Genomic DNA, 19,550 nt, shown 5'->3' with positions numbered 1-19,550 from the left:
CGGGTCGAGCAGGGTCGCAGCATCGCATATGTCCAGCAATTCAGCCTCTCGCTCCGTCCTGCGCGACTTTCTCGCGAGCGAAAGCGCGGGCGGGATACTGCTGATTTTCGCAGCCATATTGGCGATGATTGTCGCGAATTCGGCGCTGGGCGAATCCTATCACCATCTGGTTCACGCAGAGACCGGCCCGGTGCTCAGCGACAAGCTGGGGCCGATGACGGTCCATTTGTGGATCAACGACGGGCTGATGGCGATCTTCTTCCTGCTCGTCGGGCTCGAGATCAAGCGCGAGTTCGTCGACGGCCGCCTCGCGAGTTGGGACCGGCGGCGGCTTCCCTTCATTGCCGCCGCCGCGGGAATGGCGGTGCCCGCGCTGCTCTATATGCTCTTCGCAGGGAGCACGCCGGGGCTCGCGCAAGGGTGGGCGATCCCCGCCGCGACCGACATCGCCTTTGCCATGGGGGTGCTCGCGCTGCTCGGCAGGCGCGCGCCGACCTCGCTCAAGCTGTTCCTCGTCACCGTCGCGATCGTCGATGACATGGGGGCGGTGGCGATCATCGCGCTTTTCTATACCGCGACGATCGACCTTGCCGCGCTCGGCGCCGCGGCGGCGCTGCTCGGTGTGATGGCGGCCTGCAATCGCGGTGGAGTCCGGCGCCTTCCCGTCTATCTGCTGCTCTTTGCCTGCCTCTGGTACGCGATGCTGCTGTCCGGCGTTCATGCGACGATCGCGGGGGTGCTGGCGGCGATGACGATCCCGCTCGACCGCACGCCCGGCGCGCCCGACAGCGCCGCCTCGCCGCTCCACCGGCTCGAACATGCGCTGCACCCGTGGGTCGCCTTCGCGATCGTCCCCGTCTTCGGCTTCGTCAACGCCGGGGTCGATATTCGCGGCCTCGGCAGCGAGCAATTGCTGTCGCCGCTGCCGCTCGGCATCGCCGCCGGGCTGTTCCTCGGCAAGCAGATCGGCATTTTCGGCAGCGTCTGGCTGGCGGTGAAGCTCGGCATCGCGGGCCGGCTGCGCGGCGCGACCTGGCGGCAGGTCCATGCCGTCGCGGTGCTCTGCGGCATCGGCTTCACGATGAGCCTGTTCATCGGCGGCCTCGCCTTTCCGGGCGCACCCGAACTGATCGACGAGGCGAAGATTGGCGTGCTCGCGGGATCGCTCGCCGCCGCGCTCATCGGCTATTCGCTGCTGCGCTTCGCGCCGCTGCACCCCGATCATGATGGGATCGAAGCCGCGAGCGAGGGCGAGATCGCCGCCGACGGCGACGTCCGCGACACATCGGAGGCGGCCAGATGAAGCGCGCTTCAGCCCTATTTCTCGCGCTGCTGCTCACCGGCTGCGCGGCCGCGGACACCAAGCCCGCCGCCGGCGTCGCGTCGATCGATGTCCGCCGCGCGCCGGTTTCATCGCAGGCGATGAACGACATCGCCGCCGCCTATGTGAGGCTCAGCCTCGAAATCGACACGCACGAGGACGGCTATATCGACGCCTATTACGGCCCGGCGGACATCAAGGCAGCCGCCGAAGCGGCGCCGCGCGACAAGGCTGCGCTGCTCGCCGCGACGCGCACATTGGCGGCGCAGCTCGATCTCGCCGCGCGCCGCCTCTCCGATCCGATGGAACGCCGCCGCGCGGTGTTCCTGCGCGCACAGCTTCGCGCCGCCGAAACGCGCCTGCTGATGATGCAGGGAACGCACTTCGCCTTCGCCGACGAGGCCGAGCGGCTGTTCGGCGTGCGGCCGCGCCTGCAGCCGCTCGCGAGCTACGACGCCACGCTGGCGAAGGTCGCGGCGCTCGTTCCCGGCAACGGCGACCTCGCGACGCGCGTCGAGGCCTATCTCGACCGCTTCACCATCCCGAAACCACGGCTGCAAAAGACCTTCGACGCCGCGATCGCGCGCTGCCGCGGACGCAGCGCCGCACATATCGCAATGCCCGAGGGCGAGAGCTTTCGCCTGGAGTTCGTCACCGGCAAGAGCTGGAGCGGCTACAATTACTATCAGGGCGGCTATCACAGCCTGATCCAGGTCAACACCGACCTGCCGATCCGCCTGTCGCGCGCGCTCGATCTCGGCTGTCATGAGGGCTATCCGGGCCATCATCTGCTCAACATGAAGCTGGAGGAACTGCTCGTGAAGGGGCGCGGCTGGGCCGAATTCACCGTCTATCCGCTCTACAGTCCGCAGAGCCTGATCGCCGAGGGCAGCGCCAATTACGGCATCGACCTCGCCTTCCCGGCCGAAAGCCGCGCCGATACCGAACGCGATGTACTGATGCCGCTGGCCGAAATCCCGGTACCGGCGGACGATCTTTATTGGCGACTCATGGCCGCGACGAAAGCGCTGCAGGGCGCGCGGCTGACGATCGCGCAGCAATATCTCGACGGCGCGATCGACCGCGCCGCGGCGGTCGCGCTGACGCGGAAATATCTGCTGATGTCGCCCGAACGCGCCGACCAGTCGGTGCGCTTCGCCGAACAATATCGCAGCTATGTGATCAATTACGGACTCGGCGAAGCGATGGTTCGCGGCTATGTCGAGCGCGGCAATCCGGACCGGGACGAAATGTGGCGGCGCATGGCGAAGATCATCGGTGAACCCACGCTGCCGGCGGACCTGCTCCGCCGATGAAGGCGGCGGCGTGCCTCTTGTGGCTCGGCCAGGCGGGTTCGCCCCGCCGTCCCCCGGCGGGGGTGGCACCGCGCGGCTGACCGATCCGGCGCACACCCTTGCGCGCCGTCCGTCATTCCCGTGCCCAAGCCGAAAAGGAGCAGATCATGCTCGACAAAGAAGATATTCATCGCCGTATCGAGACGCCCGACATGAAGGATTATGGCGTCTACCTCGCGGTCGACCGCCTGCTCGCGTGCCAGAAGCCGCTCGCCGACCTCTGCACTCCCGACGAACTGCAGTTCCAGATCGTCCATCAGGTCGAGGAATTGTGGATGAAGCTGATGGCCTTCACCTTCGCCGAGATCGACGGCCATATGGCGGCGGGCGAGACGATGCGCGTCCTCTCGCTCTTCGACCGCGTCAACCGCATCATGCGGCTGATGACCGATCAACTCGGCCTGCTCGAGACGATGAGTCCCTTCGACTATCAGGCGATCCGCCTGCAGCTCGGCAACGGGTCGGGGCAGGAAAGCCCCGGCTTCCAGCTTCTCCTCACCCTGCCCCAGTCGCTCTGGGCACGCTACAAGGCCGCCTATCTCGACGCCGCGGGGCGGACGGTGGCCGACGTCTACGACACCGGCTATAAACACGACGAAGCCTATATGGTCGCCGAGGCGATGGTCGAATATGACGAGCTGTTCCAGCTTTTCCGCGCCCACCATATCCAGCTCATCCACCGTTCGATCGGCATGGGATCGAAGTCGCTCAAAGGGCGGCCGGTCGAACTGCTCAATGCCGGGATGCGCCACCGCTTCTTCCCCGAACTCTGGGATATCCGCGCCGAGATGACCGACCGCTGGGGCGCCCGATATGGCGTCAAGCGCGACAGTATCAGCGGCGCATCGGCGGCCGGGCACGGCAGCGGGCTGTGAGCGCCGCGCTGCTGCCGGAAGCGGTCGCGGGCCGCTTCCACCTGCCGCCGAACGCCACCTATCTCAAGAGCCACAGCGTCGGCTGCCAGCCGCGCGCGGCCGAAGCGGCGCTCCGCGACGGGCTGCTGGCGCCGTGGCGCGAGACGGGCGAAGCGTGGCCCGACTGGCTCGGCGCGATCGATGCGTGGCGCGCGGCGCTGGCCGCGCTGCTCGGGGTCGAGGCGCGCGACCTCTGCCCCGCAACCAACGTCAGCGCGGGCCTGTCGCGCTATATCTCGGCGCTTGGGACAGCAACCCGGCGGCGCACGATCCTGCTCGCGCCGAGCGCCTTTCCGACGATCGGCTATGTCGCGAGCGGGCTCGAAGCGGCGGGGTGGAGGGTGCGCTACCTGCTCGGCGACGCCGACGTTCGCGATCCCGCGAGCTGGATCGCGGCGCTCGACGACGATGTCGCGTTGGTGATCGCGATGCACGTCAGTTCGAACAGCGGCGCGCTCACCGACATCGCGGCGGTCGCGGCGGCGGCCAAGGCGGCGGGCGCGCGCTGCATCGCCGACTGCGCGCAGTCGGTCGGGGTAGTGCCGGTGGCGCCTGCGGCGTGGGGCGTCGACGCGGTGCTCGGCACCAGCGTCAAATGGTTGTGCGGTGGTCCCGGCGCGGCGTGGCTGTGGGTCGCGCCGCACGACCGCACTGCGCTCTCGCCCATGGAGCGCGGCTGGTGGAGCCATGAAAATCCGTTCGAGATGGACATAAGCGCCTTCCGCTACGCCCCCGACGCGCGGCGCTGGTGGGGCGGCACCCCCGACGTCGCGCCGTTCATCCTGTCCGCCACGGGCATTGCCGAGATCGCGGCGATCGGGGTCGACCGAATCCGGGCGCATAATCGCGCTTTGCAGGCGATGCTGCGCGACGCGCTCGAAGCCCGGACGCCGGGGTGGCGCTGGCCGGCGGGCGACATCGGCGGGACGCTGTGCATCGACACCGGCGCCGATCGGCCGCGCGTGGCCGCGGCGCTCGCGGCGCACGGCATCGGCGCCGACTTTCGCGGATCGGTCGTTCGCCTGTCCTTCCACGCCTATAATGGCGCAGGGGACGTCGAAGCGGTCGCGCGCGCCTTTCTGCCATAATGTGTCCCCGCGAAGGCGGGGACCCATCTCCGGTCGGTTCAAACTGGCTCCGGCAGAAGATGGGCTCCCGCCTGCCCCGAAGGGGCAGTTTATCCTGAGCGCCGCCGCAGGCGGCGTCGAAGGGCGGGAGCACGCCGCTTTTTCCCGAAAGGGAGTGGCATGATCCGACCCCCTGAAGGCCTTAAAGCACCGGCCGCCGGTCGAACCAGGGCTGCGCGGCTTCAAGTTGCGTCGCGAGCTGAAGCAACAGCGCCTCCTCGCCGACGCGGCCGACGAACTGTGTTCCCATCGGCAAGCCATCGGGCGTCCACCACAGCGGGAGGTTGATCGCCGGCTGACCGGTCGCGTTCTGGATCGCGGTGAAGGGAACATAGTCGGTCATCGCGCCGAAACCGACCGCGATATCGTCGCTGTCGAGCGGGAAGCTGCCGTTCGGGGGCGGCGGCGCGCCGAGCGTCGGAGTCAGCCAGACGTCGTAGTCGGCGTGCCACGCGGCGACCGCGCGCGCCATCTGCTGAAGCTGGAAGATCGCGCCCCAAAGCTGCGGCGCGCTGATGCCCTGGCCCATCGCATAGAGGCCACGCGTCAGCCCTTCGAGCGTGTCGGGGCCGGGCGTCTGCCCGGTCATCGCGGCGAGGCCGTCGATCTGCATCGCCGCGCCGCTCGACCAGATCGCCAGGAAGGCGGGCACCATCGCGTCGTTGTCGACCGGCGGCGAAGCCTCCTCGACATGGTGACCGAGGCTTTCGCAGAGCTTCGCGGCATGGTCGACCGCCGCGACCGCCTGCGGATCGAGCGCGCGGCCGCCGGGCGCGGTGCGGGCGAAGGCGATGCGCAGCGCCGGGCACGGCGCTTCGGCCGCGCGGCGCCAGCTCGGCGGTGCGGGCGGCGCAGCATAGGGATCGCCGGGTTCGGGACCGGCGGTGACGTCGAGCATCGCGGCGGTGTCGCGCACCGAACGGCTGACGATATGCTCGGCCGCGAGCCCGCCCATCACGTCGCCGAGCATCGGCCCCAGCGGATTGCGCGCCCGCGTCGGCTTCAACCCGACGAGCCCGTTGCAACTCGCCGGAATGCGGATCGAGCCGCCGCCGTCGTTGGCGTGCGCGACGGGCACCATGCCGCTCGCCACCGCGGCGCCCGAACCGCCCGACGAACCGCCGGTCGAATGCTCCGGGTTCCACGGATTGCGCGCGGGGCCATAAAGCTTGCTCTCGGTCGTCGCGACGAGCCCGAATTCGGGGACGTTGGTCTTGCCGAGCGGCACCAGCCCGCCGGCGAGAAAGCGCTGCACCAGAGTCGCGGTGAAGGGCATCGGCACCGGCGGCGAGAGGCGCGACCCATTGCGCGTCGGCCATCCCGCGAGGTCGCCCAATATATCCTTGAGCAGAAAGGGCACGCCCTTGAACGGTCCATCGGGCAGGTCGCCCTTGGCCCGCTCGCGCGCGCCGTCGAAGTCGGTGAAGATCACTGCGTTGAGGCGTGGGTTCAGCGCCTCGATCCGCGCGATCGCGGTGTCGACCAATTCGAGCGCCGTTACCTCACCCTTCGCGACGAGTTCAGCGAGGCCGAGCGCGTCAAAACGGTCATAGTCGGCAAAACCCATGCCGCTTCCCTCCACTCGTTGAAACGGGATGGCCGGGCGCGCGGCTCGGCTGCCCGGTCACTCCGCCGCGATCGCCAGTTCGACGCGCTGGGGCCCGCGGATCACGCCGCCGGGAGTCGGGCCCTGCATCGCGCCGTCCCGGAAGGTGACGACGCCCGACTTGATCGTCGCGACATAACCCTCGGCCTTTTGCAGCAGGCGCTTGCCGCCAGCGGGCAGATCGAAGGCGAGCCACGGCTTGCCGAGCTTCAGCGCCTCCATGTCGATGATGTTGAGGTCGGCGAGATAGCCCGGCGCGAGCACGCCGCGATCCTCCAGCCCATAAAGGATCGCGGTGTCGCGGCACTGACGCTTGATCGCCGCTTCGAGCGCGATGCGATTCCCTTTGCGGTCGCGCACCCAATGCTGGAGCATGAAGGTCGGCGAGGCGGCGTCGCAGATCGTCCCGCAATGCGCGCCGCCGTCGGACAGGCTGTTCACCGTGTCGTCCGACGCCTGCAGATCCTCGAGGAAATTGAGGTTGCCGTCGCGGTAGTTCAAAATCGGGAAATAGATGAAACCCTTGCCGTCGTCCTTCATCAGCAGGTCATAGGCATATTCGGAGGGCGAGACGCCCGCCGCCGCAGCGCGATGCGCGACGCTTTCGTCCATGCGCGGTTCGTAGTTGAAGTCGGGGTCCATCTCGAAATGCACCGGCCAGCCCTCTGCAACGACCATCAGGAAATCGAGGATATCGCTTTCGGGCCAGACATTGGGTTCGCCGATCATGCGGGCTTTGAAGGCCGGGTCCTTCAGCTTCGCAAGCTGCTGGTCCCACGGCAGCCCCTCGATCTCGGCCCAGGCAGGCTTGAAGCGGAAGGGGTGGACGGTGCCCTGCCACGCCATGATCACGCCATTGCCGCGCAGCGCGATCTGCGCGACGATGTTGGCGCCGGTCGCGTTCTGCTTGCGCATCTCCGAAATCTGTTCCTCGAGCGGCAGTTCCTTGGCGATCGACTGGAGCGCGGCGAAGGTGACCGGCAGGCCGGTCTCGCGGCTGAGATCCCCCATCCACTGGAACTCGTTCCACTCGCGTTTCATGTCGCTCGCCATCTCGAAGACGCCATAGCCGACGCGGCCCATCGCGCGGCCGATCGCGACCAGTTCCTCCGCCGTCGCGGTGGTGCCGGGGACGAGTTCGCCGTCGACCGACTTGTGGAGCACGGTGCGGCTGGTCGAGAAGCCGAGCGCGCCCGCGCGCACACCTTCCTCGACGATGCGCGACATTTCGGCGATGTCCTCGTCGGTCGGGATCGCGCCGGGCTTTTCGCGGTCGCCGAGCACATAGGCGCGCACCGCGCCGTGCGGGACGTGGCAGGCAACGTCGACGGTGCGCGGCAGCTTTTCGAGCGCATCCATATATTCGGGGAAGGTTTCCCATTCCCACGACATGCCCTCGGCGAGTGCGGTACCGGGGATGTCCTCGACGCCTTCCATCAGCGAAATCAGCCAGTCGTGGCGGTCGGGCTTGGCGGGGGCGAAGCCAACGCCGCAATTGCCCATGACGACGGTGGTGACGCCGTGCCAGCTCGACGGCGCCATTTCGGCGTCCCACGTCGCCTGTCCGTCATAATGGGTGTGGACGTCGACGAAGCCGGGGGTGACGATCCGGCCGCCGGCGTCGATCTCCTCGCGGCCCGCGCCGAGGTTCTGGCCAACCGCGACGATGCGGTCGCCCTCGACCGCGACGTCCGCGACGAAGGGCTTGCCGCCCGACCCATCGACGACCGTGCCGCCGCGAATCACCAGATCATGCATGTCCGCTCTCCCGATTTTTAGTTTCAGCTAAAAACCTATCATCAAAATCGGGAGATGCAAATATGCGCGCGCGGCGCGCGGCGAGGCGCTATGATCGCGCGATCAAACCCTATGGGAGTCGCCATCATGATCCGCCCGCTGACCCTTGCCCTGCTCCTCGCCGTCGCCGCGCCGTCGGCCATCGCGCAGCCCTCGCCCGCCCCCGATTACAGCGCCACGCTCGCCGATCCGGCGCGCCCCGCGACCGACCACGAGCGCGATGCGGCGCGCAAACCCGCCGAACTGCTCGCCTTCGCGGGCGTGAAGCCGGGGCAGGTCGTCGGCGACTTCGTGATGGGCGGCGGCTATCTGACCCGCATCCTCGCCGGCGCGGTCGGGCCGGAGGGCAAGGTTTACGCCTTCCAGCCCGCCGAGTTCATTGCCTTCAAGAAGCAATATGGCGACGATCAGGCCGCGATCGACGCCGCCTATGCCAATGTCGACGCGGTCGCGGGGCCGTTCGCGGCGCCGGCCTTTCCGGTGCCGCTCGACACGATCATCACCGTGCAGAATTTCCACGACCTCTATCTGAAACCCTTCCCCGAAGGCACCGGCGACGAGGCGAGCGCGGCGCTGTTCGCGGCGCTGAAGCCCGGCGGGACGCTCGTCGTCGTCGATCATAGCGCGGCGGACGGCAGCGGCACGACGCTGTCCGACAGCCTGCACCGCATCGACAAGGCGGCGGTCGTCGCGGCGCTCACCAAGGCAGGGTTCACGCTCGAAGCGGAGAGCGATCTCTACAAGCAGCCCGACGACCCGCGCACCGCCAACGTCTTCGATCCCGCCATTCGCGGCAAGACCGACCAGTTCACCTTGCGCTTCCGCAAGCCCGCATGAGGCGCTAGGGCGGCGTGATGAACAACAACGACGAAGACTATGTCTATGACGAGGCGAGCGGCGAATGGCTGCCCGCCAGCGAAGCGCGCGAACGGGCGGCCGCCGCCAATGCGCTGCCCGAAGCCAGGGACGCCGTCGGCAATGTGCTGAGCGACGGCGACTCGGTCGTCCTGATCAAGGATCTTCCGGTGAAGGGCGCGGGGCAGACGCTGAAGGTCGGCACCGTGATCAAGTCGATCCGGTTGACCGCCGATCCCGAAGAGATCGACTGCCGCTACGAGGGGATCAAGGGGCTGGTGCTGCGGACGGAGTTCGTGCGCAAGCGCTAGAATCCTGATTCGGGCTCGGAATCGACCTTGAGTGAAACCTATGCGTGTCCCCGCGAAGGAGCATCGGGTCGGATCGTCCCCCGGACGATCCTTGACCATGCGGGGCATGGTCAACCCGATGCTGACCCATCTCCGGTCGGTTCCATCTTGCACCAGCCGGAGATGCGCTCCCGCCTTCCGCCTACGGCGGAAGTTTATCCTGAGCGCCCGCCCTGCGGGCAGTCGAAGGGCGGGAGCACGCAGTTCCTTTGATCAACGATGATCAGACTATGCCCCGCGACGACGGCGGCCGTTCCGTGTCCCAGCGGGGCCGCGCGGCGTCCATTCCGGCGACGACCTTGTCCCAATAGGCCTCGGTCCGCCCCTGGAACTTCATGTCGAAACGCTCGACCGTGCGAAATTCGAGCACTTCGACGCCTTCAGGACCCGGTTTGTAGCTATAGGGCACGTCGCTGCCGACGAAAAAGCCGTCGCCCGCACCGAGCTCTTCGGTCCCAAGCCTCAGCGAACCCGCGATGATATAATAGAGACAATCCGCATCATGGCTGTGCAGCGGCAGCGCGAAGCCGCTTTTGAACCAGGCGTAGGTCAGGCTCATATGCGGGAGCGAGAACAACACCTTGGTGACGTTCCCTTCGCCGACGCCCGCCGCGACCCAGCGGCCGATGCCGGCTTCGACGATCGGGGTCAGCCCGGCGAGCGTCATCTTGTCGGTTTCGTCGAGATCGGGCGCGTCGCCGGCCCGGAAAATCCGGAACGGCGCCGCGCCCCGCGCGCGATCGGCTTCCGCCATGGCTTTCTCCTCTTCGCTTCGTCGCGGCGATCATGCCGCAACGAAGCGAAGAGTCCACCCCGGTCAGATTTTCCCCAGCGTCTCCCGGCGCGGCCCCATATAGCCGAACAAATAGGCCGCAACTTTCCGCATCTGGATTTCCTCCGCCCCCTCGGTGATCCGGTAGCGGCGGTGGTGGCGATAGATATGCTCGAACGGCTTGTGCCGCGAATAGCCGATGCCGCCGTGCACCTGCATAGCGCGGTCGGCGGCTTCGCAGACGAGGCGGTTCGCCCAGTAATTGCACATGCTGACCTTGTCCGACAGGGTGCGCTCGATCTCCTTGTGCGGGGTATTGTCCATGTCCCACGCGGTCTTGCGGATGAGGAGGCGCAGCATTTCGGCCTGCGTCGCGAGTTCGACGAGCGGGAACTGAATCGCCTGATTCTTCGCCAGCGCCTCGCCGAAAGGCTTCCTCTCCCGCGCGTAGCGCACGCTTTCCTCGATGCAATAGACCGCCGCGCCGAGCGAGCTTGCCGCCTGGCGGATGCGGTTCTGGTGGACGAAGCTCTGCGCGATCGACAGGCCGCCATCGACCGGCCCCAGCCGCGCGCTGTCGGGCACCCAGACGTCGGTGAAGGTCATGCGCGGATGGTCGGTCGGCATGTTGAAGGTCCACATATATTCGTCGACCGTCATCCCCGGCGTGCCCGTCGGCACGAGCAGGCAGGTGATGCCCTTCGCATCGCCGTCCTCGCCCGCGGTGCGGCAGAAGGCGGCGCAATGCGTCGCGACATGCATCCCGGTGATCCACATCTTGCGCCCGTTGATCAGCCAGCCGTCAACGCCGTCGCGGGTCTCGCGAACCGCGCGCGTTTCCATATGCGTCGCGTCGCTGCCGTGATCGGGCTCGGTGAGGCCGAAGGCGGTGCGGCGCTTGCCCTCGAAACCGCCGAGGATGAACTCCTGCTTCTGCTCCTCGCTCGTCGCGAACTGCTCGAACATCGCGACGAAGGGGAAATTGCCGACGATGCTATGCTCGTTCTGGAGGTCGTTGTGGAGACCGAGGCCCTTCGCCGCGAAATGCTCGCGGATCACCGCCATCCACAGGTTCGATCCATCCTTGCCGCCATATTTCTTCGGCGCCGAAAAACGCCAGTGCCCCGCCGCGTCGGCCTTGCGCGTCGCCTGCTTCAAAAGCTGTTCCCACTCGTGGCGCGGCAGCCCCTGATTGTCCCAGTCGGTGCGGCTATGCTCGCGGCGGTGATCGAAGAAGCGGATATTGTCGTCAGCCAGTTCGAGCGGCCTGATCTCCCCCTCGATGAAGGCGTCGAGTTCGTCGAGATAGGCCTGCAGGTCGGCGGGCATCGCAAAATCCATGTCTCTCTCCCTATGATTTATCCGCGCCATTCGGCGCGCGCTGCGGCGAGCGCGGCATATTTGGGGCTGTCGACCGCGCATTTGTCGAGCACCGCGCGGCGCAGCGTCGCGAGCAGGCCGGGCTCGGCGAGCGTTGTCTCGCCCGTCATCAACGCCTCGGCCAGCGCCCGGTCCTCGGCGCGCGTTCCGGCACCCAGATCGCGCATCACGATGCCGAGCGCATTCATCGCGACGACCGCCTCGAACTTGGCGTGACCTTCGGCTTTTGGCTTGATCGCGCCCTCGATCCAGTCGCGCACCGCCTGCACCATCTCGCGGCTCGTCGGCTCGCCCGTCGGCGCCGGCGCGGGATCGGAGGACGGCGGCAAGGCGCGCTGCCGTTCCGCCGCGGGCGCCTCTTCCTCGAGCAGCCGAACAAGATCGAGTTCCTGCTCGGCGGTGCGCCGCCCGACGACGACGCGCTCGACCGTCGTGTCGGCGCCGCTGCGCCACGCCTGCCCCATCTGCAGGCAGCCGAGCGCCCACCAGAGGGTGCGATAGACGAGCCAGAACTTGAACCGCGCCGGGTCAACCTTGACGCCGCCCGCAGCCTCATAGGCCGCGAAATAATCGGCAAGACTGCCGACGCCGAACGCCGGCTTGTCGAGCTGGCCGAAGCGCCAGACGGTCATGCAGCCGAAGGCGAGATCCTCGTGCGCGTCACCCAGATGCGCGAGCTCCCAGTCGAGCACCACCGCGAGGCCGTCGCCGTCGACCATGACATTGCCCATCCGGTAATCGCCGTGGACAAGCACCGGGTCGGCGGGTTCGGGCAGATGATCCTCGCACCATTTGACCGCGAGCGCGATCGCCGGGCGGTCGCCGCCATAGGAGAGAAAGCGCGCCTTGAGTTCGGCGAGCGCCGCGGCGGTATCCATCACCGTTATGCCTTCGGGAATCGCGGCGCGCGGCAAGGCATGGATATGCGCGAGTTCGCGGCCGAGGTCGGCGACGAGCGAGGGCGGCGGATTCGGCAATATCTTCGCAGGAGCGACCTCAGCGATGACCCGGCGCATCACATAGCCGGTTCCCATGCCGTCGCCATCGGCCAGCACACCGACGACCTCGGGCGCCTTGACCCCGCCCGCATAAGCCGCCCGCACCAGCGCCGCCTCGACCGGATGGCCATAGGGTCGCCCTTCCATATATTCGGCCGACGGCGCGCGGCGCAGCACATAGGCCGCCCCCGCCCAGTCGAACGCCCAGCTTTCCATGTTCGCCCCGCCCGACAGGCGGGCGAGCCGCGACAGCGTGCCGGGTCCGGCAAGGCGCGTCATGAAGGCGGAAAGCGGTTCGGAGAGGTCGGCCATTACTTAACCATGCTAAGTATTTCCGGAGGCCGCAAGTCCCATTGCATTGGGGGTCTCGGTCAGGGGATCACAAAGCGCACGCTGCTGAGATAATAGGCCTTCATGGGCTTGCCATCAGCATCGAGCGCGGGCTCGAAGCGAGCGCGCTGCATCAGCAACTGGCACACCGTCTTGTCGAAGCCGTCGGGGTCGGTCGATTGCTGGATGTGGCACGACAGCGGCTTCCCGTCCTCACCGATCGTCAGCCGGAAATAGATGAGCCCCTGCTTTCCTTTGTTGAGCATGCCGAGCGGATAATCATCGGGCCCAATCCAGTATGCCGGCGATCCGTGCGGTACAGCGCGGCGCGACTGAGCCTTGGCCTGCTTGGGATCGACACCCCAATGCGTCACGAGTTCGTCGGTGCAGGCCCGCATCGCGTCGAGCGCCTGCTTCATCGGCCCGGTATGCAGGATCAGCGGGCGATGCAGCGGGCGATCGAAGCGAACCTGCGTGGTCGCGGCTTCGTCGGCTTCCGAAATCGGCGCGATCTGCGTCGAGTCGGCCAGTCCTTCTTCCGCGACCTGGGCCGCAACCTGCGCCCGCTGCGCCTCTGTAAGCGGGCGGATGCGCGCATTGCCGGCGAAAATCCACGCCGGCGTCTTCTCGCCGAGTTTTCCTGAGAAGAAACGGACCGTCTGCTCGTCCCAACCCGGTCCAAATTGCACATGGGCCTCGCCACCGGACTTCGCCGCGTTGGTCGCCGCGCCCGCCAGCGTCAAGCGAAAGGAATCGCCCGGCGCATAGCGATCCATTATCAGGATGGTCCGCTGCTCTCCCTCGCCAAAGATGCGCCCCAGCCGACAATAATCCTCGGCGTAGTCCATGTTCCACGGCGACGACGGTTCGAGCACGACCGGCTCATCCTTGTCCGCGGCAACCAGCGGTGCGCTGCTCAACAGCAGTCCCGCGCCAACGACCCATCCCCCCGTCTTCATGGACATAGGCTAAGGCGTCCGCGCCCCGAAGGCAAGCGGCCGCTCAGCCGGCGCGTTCGCGGCCCCGCTCCATCACCGCCAGCCGTCGCGCCTCGACCTCTTCGGCGCGCACGGTGCCGTTCGCGGCCTTTGAGCGCTGCTGTTCGAGCGCGAGACCCGTAGCGAAAGGCAGCGCATAGCCGTCGTCGATCAGCTTCTTATAACCCCGCACCATCGCCGGATCGATGCTGGCGATATCGCGCGCGAGCGCCTGCGCCGCGGGAAGCAGCTCGTCGGGCGCGACGACGCGGTTCACCAAACCCCAGTCGCGCGCCGCCTCGGCACCCAGGAAATTGCCGGTCAGCGACAATTCCTTCGCGCGGCCGAGCCCGACGATGCGCGACAATTTCTGCGACAGGCCCCAGCCCGGCATGATGCCGACGCGCGCATGGGTGTCAGCGAAGCGCGCATGGGTAGAGGCGATCAACAGGTCGCAGGCGAGCGCGACCTCGAACCCGCCGGTGATCGCGACGCCGTTGATCGCGCCGATCACCGGCTGCGGGCACAGCTCGATCGCCCGCACCGGATTTTCGTCGGCTCCCTCGGCATTGGCGGCGCCAAGATTGCTGGTGTCGGCGCCGAGCTCCTTGAGGTCGAGTCCCGCGGTGAACGCCCGCTCACCTGCCCCGGTCAGCACGATCGCGCGGACGCTTTCGTCGGCAGCAAGCCCCCGCATCGCCGCCGCCAGTTCGGCACGCAGCGCGCGCGACAGCGCATTCATCGCCTCGGGGCGGTTGAGGGTGACGGTCGCGACGGCGCCGTCACGGGCGGTGAGAACCAAGGTCATCGGTCGATTTCTCCCCAGGATATATAATCCTCGACATGAATATTGGGCCGGCGGAAATTGGTGAAGCTCATGCTCGCCGACAGGTCGAGCGCTTCGACCTGATGCCACCATCCGACGGGCAGGAAGATGGCCTCGCCGGGGCCAATGATCGTTTCGAGGACAGGCGGCGTCGCCGCGTCGCCCTCGCCCGCAGGCAGCGGCGCATTGCCCCAATCCGAAAAGCAATGCCGGCTGTTCCGCATCCGCGCGAAAGCCCAGGGCGGCGCCACTCGCACCCGCTTGCGCCCGACGACTTGCACCAGCAGATTGTTGGTGAGATCGTGGTGCCACGGCGTCAGCGTGCCTTTCGGCCCCAGCCAGAAAAAACCGTCCCGATCCCCACGCGCTTCGAGCAGGTCGATCGGCGCCAAGTCGTCCCACAGGATAGCGAGCGCCGCGGCATTGGTGCCGCTGTTATAGGCCGTCAGGTAGATGTCGTTGCTCGCTTCGCCCTTGCGCAGCCAGCCGACCAACTCGCCGAAACGGACGAGGCGGCGGTGATCATCCTTCGCGAGCTCATAATCGGGATCGCCGTCGCGCCCGACCTGCGCTTCGACCGTGGCATGGCCCGCGACACGCTCGAAATGATCGAGCGACCAGCGCGCCAGCGCCGGCCAATGATCGACGACGCCGGTGAGTTTCGCGGGCCGGTTGGCGTCGTAATATTGGCGGTAGAAGAGGCCCGGCGCGGGCTTGTCGAGCATGGCGAGCGCGAAGCCCCCATCCGCCTCGAACGCCAGCCGCTGCTGATTCGCGAGCAGCCAGTCCTGCTTCGCCATGCGCGCCGCCTGCCGGCGCAGCATCGCCGCCATCGGGTCTTTCGCCAGCCGGTCGATCTCATATTTCGCCGAGGCGGCCGACACGCCGGCGTCGCGCAACCGGGCGCCGAGCGCGGCATCATCCTCGCCGGCGGCAAGTCCTGCGGCCAGCAATGCGCGTTTGTCGGGCTGGGACATCGGGCCTCCTCGCTCTCTTGCTTCCGGTTAGCGGAAGGAGCCGCTTTGCCTCAAGCGCCGATCGATGACAGAAGGATGACTCGCTCCAAATGAAAACGGCCGCGGGATCGCCCGCGGCCGTTTCCGAATCATGGCCGAAAGGCTCAGATCTTGCCGGTCAGTTCCGGCACGGCATTGAACAGATCGGCGACGAGACCGAAGTCGGCGACCTGGAAGATGGGCGCGTCCTCATCCTTGTTGATCGCAACGATGGTCTTCGAATCCTTCATGCCGGCGAGATGCTGGATCGCGCCCGAGATGCCGATCGCGAAATAGACCTCCGGCGCGACGATCTTGCCGGTCTGGCCGACCTGATAGTCGTTCGGGACATAGCCCGCGTCGACCGCGGCGCGGCTCGCGCCGAGCGCGGCGCCGAGCTTGTCGGCAAGCGGAACGATGACTTCCTGATATTTCTCGCTCGAACCCAGCGCGCGACCACCCGAGACGATGATCTTCGCCGAGGTCAGCTCGGGGCGATCCTGCTTCGCGATCTCGGCGCCAACGAAGCTGGAGATTCCGGCGTCGCCACCCGCCGGGACGGCTTCGACGGCGCCCGAACCGCCGGTGCTGGCGGCCTTTTCGAAGGCGGTGCCGCGAATGGTCAGGACCAGCTTCGGATCGCTGCTCTCGACGGTCGCGATCGCGTTGCCCGCGTAGATCGGGCGGGTGAAGGTCTTGGGCCCTTCGACCGACAGGATCTCGCTGATCTGCATCACGTCGAGCAAGGCTGCGACGCGCGGCGCGATATTCTTGCCGGTGGTGGTCGCGGGCACGACGAAGGCGTCATGGCTCGCCATCAGCTCGGCGACGAGCGGCGCGATATTTTCGGGCAGATTGTGACCGAAGGCAGCGTTGTCGGCGACATGCACCTTGCCGACACCGGCGATCCCGGCGGCAGCCTTGGCAACGCCATCGACGCCGGCACCGGCGACGAGAAGGTGGACTTCGCCGAGCTTCGAGGCGGCGGTCACCGCGGCGAGCGTGGCATCCTTGACGGCGCTGCCGTCATGTTCGACCCAAACCAGAGTTTTCATCTCTAAACTTCCCTCTAATCCGTTCGGGCTGAGCCTGTCGAAGCCCTGCCCTTTCTTTCGATGATCCCGAAGAAGAACAGCCCTTCGACAAGCTCAGGGCGAACGGGGTGGAATATCTCAGCTATGGACGCCCATCGCCTTGAGCTTGGCAACCAGTTCATCGACATCGGCGACCTTGACGCCGGCCGAGCGGACGGGCGGCTCCGAAACCTTGACCGTCTTGACGCGCGGCGCCGTATCGACGCCGTAGTCGGCGGGCGACTTGGTATCGAGCGGCTTCGACTTCGCCTTCATGATGTTCGGCAGCGACGCATAGCGCGGCTCATTCAGACGAAGGTCGGTGGTGACGATCGCGGGGAGCTTGAGCTTCACCGTTTCGAGGCCGCCGTCGACTTCGCGGGTGACGCTGACATGATCGCCCTCGACGTTCACCGCGCTGGCGAAGGTGCCCTGCGCCCAGCCGGTGAGCGCGGCGAGCATCTGGCCGGTCTGGTTGTTGTCGCCGTCGATCGCCTGCTTGCCGAGGATGACAAGGCCGGGCTGTTCGGTATCGGCAATCGCCTTGAAGATCTTCGCGAGCGCGAGCGGTTCGACCTCATCGTCGGTCTGCACCAGGATCGCGCGGTCGGCGCCCATCGCGAGCGCGGTGCGCAGCGTTTCCTGCGCCTTCGCCGGGCCGACGCTGATGGCGATGATCTCGGTCGCGACGCCCTTTTCCTTCAGGCGGATCGCTTCCTCGACGCCGATCTCGTCGAACGGGTTCATCGACATCTTCACATTCGCCAAATCAACGCCGGTGCCGTCGGACTTCACCCGCGGCTTCACGTTGTAATCGAGCACCCGCTTCACGGGGACGAGGATTTTCATGGGCTCAAAGCTCCTCTCGAAAAATTGTGCACTGCGCCATAATTGGCGTTTACGTAAACGTCAACCTTGCAGTCCCCACGAACCCCTTCTCCCTTGACGGGAGAAGGATAGGGAGCCTTATCGCCGTAGGCGATTAGGCGGACTTGGATGAGGGTGAGCGGAGCTATGCTCCGCGCGAGCCTACGGCTCGCATACCCCTCACCCAGCTTCGACTAGCGAGCAAGCTCGCAAGTCTCCGCAACCCTCTCCCGCAAGGGGAGAGGGGGTGGAACTTCACGCCGCCTTGGCGACCTCGGCAACGATCTTCTTCGCCGCATCGCCCAGATCATTCGCCGCGACGATCGGCAGGCCCGAGTTCGCGAGGATATCCTTGCCCTGCTGGACGTTCGTGCCTTCGAGGCGGACGACGAGCGGAACCGACAGGTTCACTTCCTTCGCCGCAGCGACGATGCCGTCGGCGATGATGTCGCACTTCATGATGCCGCCGAAGATATTGACGAGGATGCCCTCGACCGCGGGGTCCTTCAAAATGATCTTGAACGCCGCCGTCACCTTCTCCTTGCTCGCACCGCCGCCGACGTCGAGGAAGTTGGCCGGGAAAGCGCCATTGAGCTTGATGATGTCCATCGTCGCCATCGCGAGACCGGCGCCGTTGACCATGCAGCCGATGTTGCCGTCGAGCTTGATGTAGGCGAGGTCATATTCCGACGCCTCGACCTCGGCCGGATCTTCTTCGGTCAGGTCGCGCAGCTCGGCGATATCCTTATGGCGGAACATCGCATTGCCATCGAAGCCGAGCTTGGCGTCGAGGACGAGCAGTTCGTCGCCGTTCGCGCCCTCGCAGACCGCGAGCGGGTTGATCTCGATCTGCTCGGCGTCGGTGGCGAGGAAAGCGTTGTAGAGACCCGCGAGCGTCTTCGCCGCCTGCTTCGCGAGATCGCCTTCGAGTTCGAGCGCCGCGGCGACGCTGCGGCCGTGGTGCGGCATCAGGCCGGTCGCGGGGTCGATGACGATGGTGTGGATCTTGTCGGGCGTATTGTGCGCGACGGTTTCGATGTCCATCCCGCCCTCGGTCGAGGCGACCACCGCGATGCGGCTGGTGGCGCGGTCGACGAGCAGCGCGAGATAATATTCCTTTTTGATGTCGGCGCCGTCGGTGATGTAGAGGCGGTTGACCTGCTTGCCATGCTCGCCGGTCTGGATCGTCACCAGCGTGTTGCCGAGCATGTCCTTGGCCGCGGCCTCGACGTCCTCGAGCGTCTTGGCAAGGCGGACGCCGCCTTTCGCGTCGGGGCCGAGCTCCTTGAACTTGCCCTTGCCGCGGCCGCCGGCGTGGATCTGCGCCTTCACGACATAGAGCGGCCCGGGAAGCTGCTTCGCCGCCGCGACGGCTTCCTCGACGCTCATCGCGGCAATGCCCTTGGGCACCGCGACGCCAAATTTCGCGAGCAGTTCTTTCGCCTGATATTCGTGGATGTTCATGAGGTCTGCCGGGCCTTTCGACTCTGGAAGGGGAGAAGAATGGCGCCGCATAAGCACAAGTTGCGCGGCAAGGCTACCCCTGCCGCGACAAGAGATTCTATCGATCCCCATTCCTTCGTCATCCCGGCGAAAGCCGGGATCTCGCCGGTGCATCATGACGCGAGGGTGAGATCCCGGCCTTCGCCGGGATGACGATGATGGAATAGGTCAGCGCAGCGCGCAAAGCGCGGCGGAGCTTGTCGAAACCGTCAATATCTCGGGATCCTTGAGAGCGCGGACCTTGTGGAGGAACTGGTCGAGCGACAGGTCGGTGATCCTTTTGTCCCTGAGGCTGCCGAGCGCCGAGAGGCGGCGGAGCTGGACGAGCGACAGGCGGTCGACCATCCGCTCGGCCATGCACGCCGACATCGCCTGCGACAGGCCGGCATTGTGGAGGCCGTTGCGGAGCCGCGTCTCGGGCGTCGCGCAGCTTGCGAGCGCGAGGCATCCGGCGATCAGGGGGAAAGCGATACAGGTCTTCATGCGCCGCCTATAATCGAAAGC

Annotated in this window: 18 protein-coding genes; 6 read left to right on the top strand and 12 right to left on the bottom strand. The window is 66.7% G+C overall.

All coding sequences use genetic code 11. The features are described 5' to 3' along the window. Positions 1-28 precede the first annotated feature (28 nt). From nhaA to ACVENA_RS01795, 4 genes are all read left to right on the top strand, one after another. Entirely contained in the window at positions 29-1,303 is a 1,275-nt protein-coding gene (gene nhaA / locus ACVENA_RS01810; RefSeq protein ID WP_449327389.1) for a Na+/H+ antiporter NhaA, read from the top strand. Continuing rightward, a complete protein-coding gene (locus tag ACVENA_RS01805) occupies positions 1,300-2,637 on the top strand; it encodes a hypothetical protein (protein ID WP_449327388.1) in 1,338 nt (445 codons plus the stop codon). Before nhaA ends, ACVENA_RS01805 begins: the two co-directional genes overlap by 4 nt. A 146-nt stretch (positions 2,638-2,783) precedes the next feature. Further along, complete coding sequence (locus ACVENA_RS01800; RefSeq protein WP_449327387.1) at positions 2,784-3,551, top strand: tryptophan 2,3-dioxygenase family protein; 768 nt, start codon at positions 2,784-2,786, stop codon at positions 3,549-3,551. Then, positions 3,548-4,678, top strand: coding sequence for an aminotransferase class V-fold PLP-dependent enzyme (locus ACVENA_RS01795; RefSeq protein ID WP_449327386.1), 1,131 nt, complete (start codon positions 3,548-3,550; stop codon positions 4,676-4,678). Before ACVENA_RS01800 ends, ACVENA_RS01795 begins: the two co-directional genes overlap by 4 nt. A 181-nt stretch (positions 4,679-4,859) precedes the next feature. On the opposite strand, the gene ACVENA_RS01790 is transcribed toward ACVENA_RS01795, so the two are convergent. Continuing rightward, positions 4,860-6,284, bottom strand: coding sequence for an amidase (locus tag ACVENA_RS01790; RefSeq protein ID WP_449327385.1), 1,425 nt, complete (start codon positions 6,282-6,284; stop codon positions 4,860-4,862). A gap of 57 nt (positions 6,285-6,341) precedes the next feature. After that, on the bottom strand, positions 6,342-8,081 hold the full coding sequence (locus tag ACVENA_RS01785; protein WP_449327384.1) for an N-acyl-D-amino-acid deacylase family protein: 1,740 nt from the start codon (positions 8,079-8,081) through the stop codon (positions 6,342-6,344). A 126-nt stretch (positions 8,082-8,207) separates the two neighbouring features. On the opposite strand from ACVENA_RS01785, the gene ACVENA_RS01780 reads away from it, so the two are divergent. Both ACVENA_RS01780 and ACVENA_RS01775 read left to right on the top strand, forming a co-directional pair. Further along, complete coding sequence (locus ACVENA_RS01780) at positions 8,208-8,957, top strand: class I SAM-dependent methyltransferase (protein ID WP_449327383.1); 750 nt, start codon at positions 8,208-8,210, stop codon at positions 8,955-8,957. Positions 8,958-8,974: 17 nt separating this feature from the next. Next, entirely contained in the window at positions 8,975-9,286 is a 312-nt protein-coding gene (locus ACVENA_RS01775) for an alkylphosphonate utilization protein (protein ID WP_257547802.1), read from the top strand. A 262-nt stretch (positions 9,287-9,548) separates the two neighbouring features. On the opposite strand, the gene ACVENA_RS01770 is transcribed toward ACVENA_RS01775, so the two are convergent. The 10 genes from ACVENA_RS01770 to ACVENA_RS01725 form a co-directional block, all read right to left on the bottom strand. After that, on the bottom strand, positions 9,549-10,079 hold the full coding sequence (locus tag ACVENA_RS01770) for a cupin domain-containing protein (RefSeq protein WP_449327382.1): 531 nt from the start codon (positions 10,077-10,079) through the stop codon (positions 9,549-9,551). 63 nt (positions 10,080-10,142) lie between these two features. After that, entirely contained in the window at positions 10,143-11,438 is a 1,296-nt protein-coding gene (locus tag ACVENA_RS01765) for an acyl-CoA dehydrogenase family protein (RefSeq protein ID WP_449327381.1), read from the bottom strand. A gap of 17 nt (positions 11,439-11,455) precedes the next feature. Then, entirely contained in the window at positions 11,456-12,787 is a 1,332-nt protein-coding gene (locus ACVENA_RS01760; RefSeq protein WP_449327380.1) for a phosphotransferase family protein, read from the bottom strand. A gap of 59 nt (positions 12,788-12,846) precedes the next feature. Then, positions 12,847-13,764, bottom strand: a complete 918-nt coding sequence (locus tag ACVENA_RS01755) for an energy transducer TonB (RefSeq protein ID WP_449327379.1) — start codon at positions 13,762-13,764, stop codon at positions 12,847-12,849. A gap of 43 nt (positions 13,765-13,807) precedes the next feature. Continuing rightward, positions 13,808-14,590: an enoyl-CoA hydratase gene (locus ACVENA_RS01750; protein ID WP_449327378.1), complete on the bottom strand. Its 783-nt coding sequence runs from the start codon at positions 14,588-14,590 to the stop codon at positions 13,808-13,810. After that, positions 14,587-15,585 (bottom strand): cupin-like domain-containing protein, encoded by a 999-nt coding sequence (locus tag ACVENA_RS01745; RefSeq protein WP_449327377.1) that lies wholly within the window; start codon positions 15,583-15,585, stop codon positions 14,587-14,589. The genes ACVENA_RS01750 and ACVENA_RS01745 overlap by 4 nt, the downstream gene beginning before the upstream one ends. A 143-nt stretch (positions 15,586-15,728) precedes the next feature. Then, the gene (locus tag ACVENA_RS01740; RefSeq protein ID WP_449327376.1) at positions 15,729-16,658 is read right to left on the bottom strand and encodes an electron transfer flavoprotein subunit alpha/FixB family protein; all 930 of its coding nucleotides are present in this window, start codon (positions 16,656-16,658) and stop codon (positions 15,729-15,731) included. Positions 16,659-16,775: 117 nt separating this feature from the next. Continuing rightward, positions 16,776-17,525: an electron transfer flavoprotein subunit beta/FixA family protein gene (locus ACVENA_RS01735; RefSeq protein WP_449327375.1), complete on the bottom strand. Its 750-nt coding sequence runs from the start codon at positions 17,523-17,525 to the stop codon at positions 16,776-16,778. Positions 17,526-17,798: 273 nt separating this feature from the next. Next, the gene (sucC, locus tag ACVENA_RS01730; protein ID WP_449327374.1) at positions 17,799-19,007 is read right to left on the bottom strand and encodes an ADP-forming succinate--CoA ligase subunit beta; all 1,209 of its coding nucleotides are present in this window, start codon (positions 19,005-19,007) and stop codon (positions 17,799-17,801) included. A gap of 207 nt (positions 19,008-19,214) precedes the next feature. Beyond that, positions 19,215-19,529, bottom strand: a complete 315-nt coding sequence (locus ACVENA_RS01725; protein WP_257547792.1) for a hypothetical protein — start codon at positions 19,527-19,529, stop codon at positions 19,215-19,217. Positions 19,530-19,550: the final 21 nt, after the last annotated feature.

It is taken from the genome of Sphingopyxis sp. 550A (assembly GCF_053569535.1).
Note: the sequence above shows the minus strand (reverse complement) of the source record. Positions and strands in the feature narration are given on the sequence as shown.